A 3,019-nucleotide genomic window follows, 5' to 3' on the forward strand; every position below is an offset into this window, starting at 1 on the left:
GATCAGCTCATTGCGTGTTGTCATGCTCACCTGCCTCATCATCGCCCCCGCAGCTCGCCAGAGCTCGGGAGCAAATCAGATGAGGCAACGATCCAAAATCAGGGAGCAATTCAGGCGATGCAATGCGCGGTGCCATGACATTCCGGCCGGTATTGTCAACTTGACGCTGAGGAGGCAACAGCGCCGTCAGTCTCTCGGTCAGAGTGCAGTGCTGGTATTGCCTTTGATGATGACCGGGCCGGTCGGTTGTCCGGTCGGCGATCCCTGCGGCGGCTCGACCGAAATCGCAATCACTTGATCCGGGCGCAGTCCAGGAACCCGGTCCAAATTCAGTCTCAAAGAGCGACGTTGGCTCACGACACCCACGGAGATGGGGCTCTGGTTGGCTCCAGGGATGGCCCACACCTCAAGCGCCCGCCCGGGTGGGATTTCCAGGCCCTCCAGCGGGATGAGCTCCGCAGTTCCATCGGCAAAGGCGTTGACGACGGCAGCGGGACGGTTCTCATTGGTTAGCAGCACGGCAATGAGCACGGGCTCGCGAACTGCCCGGGTTGCCAGCATCCCAACGCCTAAGGCCAGGAGGAGAGATGCGAAAGCTCCAACAAGCCCGGCTCCACGCCAGAACCGCAAGCTGCGCCAGAGCGCAAGAACAGCCGTGTGCGGGCCTGGAACCGCGGCAGGCGCGGAGGCTTGGGTTGGTTCAGGTGAGGCTTGCTCCCCAAGATCGGCCGCTATGCTCTGCCATAGGGCCTCAGAAGCCGGCTCGGGCGATGCTGTCTCGTCAACTTCAGCCAAGCGTGCCTGCCACTGTGCCACCGCCACTTGGAACTCCCGGTCGTTCTCGGCCAGCCGCTCGGCTTCGCGGCGCTCCTCGCCCTCCAGAACCCCTAAGACGTATTCGGCGGCCAGCCGGTCGCGGTCAGGAGTGATACCGGTGCTCATGCCATGCACTCCTTCAGCACGAGGAGCGCACGGCGGATCCAGGACTTTGCCGTCCCAAGAGGCACGCCAAGGCGGCCGGCCAGTTCGCCGTGGCTCAATCCTTCGACATAAGCCAACAGGATGGCCCGGCGCCTGACCGGGTCGAGGCGCTCGAGGCAGCGCTTCAAAGCGCCGGAATCCGACAGGCGCATCACAGTTGTCTCGGCATCGTCGCCGGGGGCTTTCAGGTCCATAGGCCCGAAATCATCCACAAGGTCCGTGCGGCTTTCATCCCGCAGAATGTTGAGTGCCCGGTTGCGCAGGATGGCGTAGAGCCACGTACGGGCTTGGCCCCGCGAAGGGTCAAAGCTCGCCGCCTTCAGCCAAATCTGCACAAAGGTGTCGTGTACGGCCTCCTCCGCCAGCGCTCGGCGGCGCAGGAGGCGCATGGCGACGCCCAACATCCGGGGCGCTTCCGCATCGTAGATCACACGGACGGCCAGGCGATCACCGCGCGCGACCCGCCGTAAGGCATCCTGCAAATCGGGAGCAGAGGAAGGCTCCTGCCCGAGCACTGCCGTCACGTAGGGCCTCCAACCATGGGTTCCAGGTGGATTACACCGACAAGGGGTCGATGGATGCAAGCCTCAACCCATTTGGCTGCTGCCCATCCCGACTTATCGCCACTGTACTGCGCCACAGCAAAGATTTTAACCCCGGAGTTGCATCCATTTGTTGGGGTGGCGGGTATCCAGCGCGTCAGGGGCTGAATGCCCCAAACCCGTGCTCCCGCACGGTCCACAAACGGAGGTCCCGATGCCATTCTCCCGATGCCATATCGCTGTTGGTTTTGCTGCTGTTCTATGCGCAGCCCCTGCTTGGGCGCAGGGCGTCAAGACCGTCGGCGGCGCTCCGATGTACCCGACGAAGAACATCGTCCAAAACGCGGTGAACTCGAAGGATCACACAACCCTTGTCGCCGCCGTCAAGGCTGCAGGCCTTGTGGATACATTGCAGACCGCGGGTCCGTTCACCGTGTTTGCTCCCACCAATCAGGCGTTCGCAAAGCTCCCAGCCGGCACTGTCGAGACGCTGGTTCAACCGGCCAGCAAGGAGAAGCTCTCTGCGATCCTCACCTACCACGTGGTTCCCGGGCGGTACACAGCACGGGACCTGATGGCTTTGATCAAGCAGGGAAGGGGCCAGACACAGCTGAAGACCGTGCAGGGCGAGACCCTGACCTTGATGCCGGGGCAAAGCGGCAAAGCCTTGTTCGTGAGCGACATGAAGGGCAACGAGGCGCGGATCACGACAGCAGACGTGATGCAATCCAACGGCGTCATTCACGTGATCGACACCGTCGTCATGCCATAAGGAGCCAGAGCGGCGCGCCTGGGCAAGGCGCGCCGCTCGGTCGGGTAGGCCTCGTCTCGGAATTCCCTATCAGGAGGTTCCGCGCTGGTGCCTCGCGTCTCTGTGATGGCAGCCAAGGCCGCCCACCTAAAAATATTCGTCGCTCGTGCATCCGTTGGCGGAGCTGGCGTGTAGCAGTCAGACCAGGGTGGATGCTTCCTGCCGGTTTTGCGTTCAGGTGCTGATGCTGCCTTGGCCTCACCGCGACAATCATAGGAGTCGTCGATGGCCGATCATATGCATATCGGGAACGGCAGCAGCGTTCCGATTGGAGTCCGCAGTTCGACAGAGCTCAACAACGCCAACCTCACAGCCGCTCTCCAAGCTTTCCAAGGGGCGAATCGGGCTTTCTTCGCAGACCTGAATGAGTTGAACAACTCGGAGGCTGAAGGAGGAGCCCTGCTGCTCCAGCGGGGCAACGAGCTGACGGTCATCACCGCAGCACGCGGCGCTGAAGCCGGTCAGGTGCATGTGCAGCATATCCACGGCTTTGAGGATGGGCGCGACGCGAAGGTTCCGACGCTTGCCCAAGACGATGACCGCGACGGCTTCATTGAACTAGATCCTCGGCACAGTGATTATGACCCTTTGGCGAGTGGCTCGAGAGGGGCGAGTTTAGGATAGGCGCGGCTCATTTTGGCCCGGGCCTTTTCGGTCGTGAACATCCAGGTGATGCGTGCGCCGC

At 62.2% G+C, this 3,019-nt stretch carries 4 protein-coding genes; 2 read left to right on the forward strand and 2 right to left on the reverse strand.

Features of this window, described 5'->3' with window-relative positions:
• Window positions 1-198 precede the first annotated feature (198 nt).
• Together FS320_RS40835 and FS320_RS40840 are read right to left on the reverse strand one after the other, a co-directional pair.
• Window positions 199-942, reverse strand: coding sequence for an anti-sigma factor (locus tag FS320_RS40835; protein ID WP_152718247.1), 744 nt, complete (start codon window positions 940-942; stop codon window positions 199-201).
• The gene (locus FS320_RS40840; RefSeq protein ID WP_338105686.1) at window positions 939-1,505 is read right to left on the reverse strand and encodes a sigma-70 family RNA polymerase sigma factor; all 567 of its coding nucleotides are present in this window, start codon (window positions 1,503-1,505) and stop codon (window positions 939-941) included. The genes FS320_RS40835 and FS320_RS40840 overlap by 4 nt, the downstream gene beginning before the upstream one ends.
• A gap of 232 nt (window positions 1,506-1,737) precedes the next feature.
• On the opposite strand from FS320_RS40840, the gene FS320_RS40845 reads away from it, so the two are divergent.
• Entirely contained in the window at window positions 1,738-2,295 is a 558-nt protein-coding gene (locus tag FS320_RS40845; RefSeq protein ID WP_152718249.1) for a fasciclin domain-containing protein, read from the forward strand.
• A 264-nt stretch (window positions 2,296-2,559) separates the two neighbouring features.
• A complete protein-coding gene (locus FS320_RS45640) occupies window positions 2,560-2,958 on the forward strand; it encodes a hypothetical protein (protein ID WP_153885401.1) in 399 nt (132 codons plus the stop codon).
• Window positions 2,959-3,019 lie beyond the last annotated feature (61 nt).

The sequence above is a fragment of the Microvirga tunisiensis genome (genome assembly GCF_009296175.1).
Taxonomy (GTDB): Bacteria; Pseudomonadota; Alphaproteobacteria; order Rhizobiales; family Beijerinckiaceae; genus Microvirga; species Microvirga tunisiensis.

What these genes read in the sequence shown, in the direction of transcription:
- FS320_RS40835 (WP_152718247.1), bottom strand. Translation starts at nt 942, where the DNA reads ATGAGCACCGGTATCACTCCTGACCGCGACCGGCTGGCCGCCGAATAC.
- FS320_RS40845 (WP_152718249.1), top strand. Translation starts at nt 1,738, where the DNA reads ATGCCATTCTCCCGATGCCATATCGCTGTTGGTTTTGCTGCTGTTCTA.
- FS320_RS45640 (WP_153885401.1), top strand. Translation starts at nt 2,560, where the DNA reads ATGGCCGATCATATGCATATCGGGAACGGCAGCAGCGTTCCGATTGGA.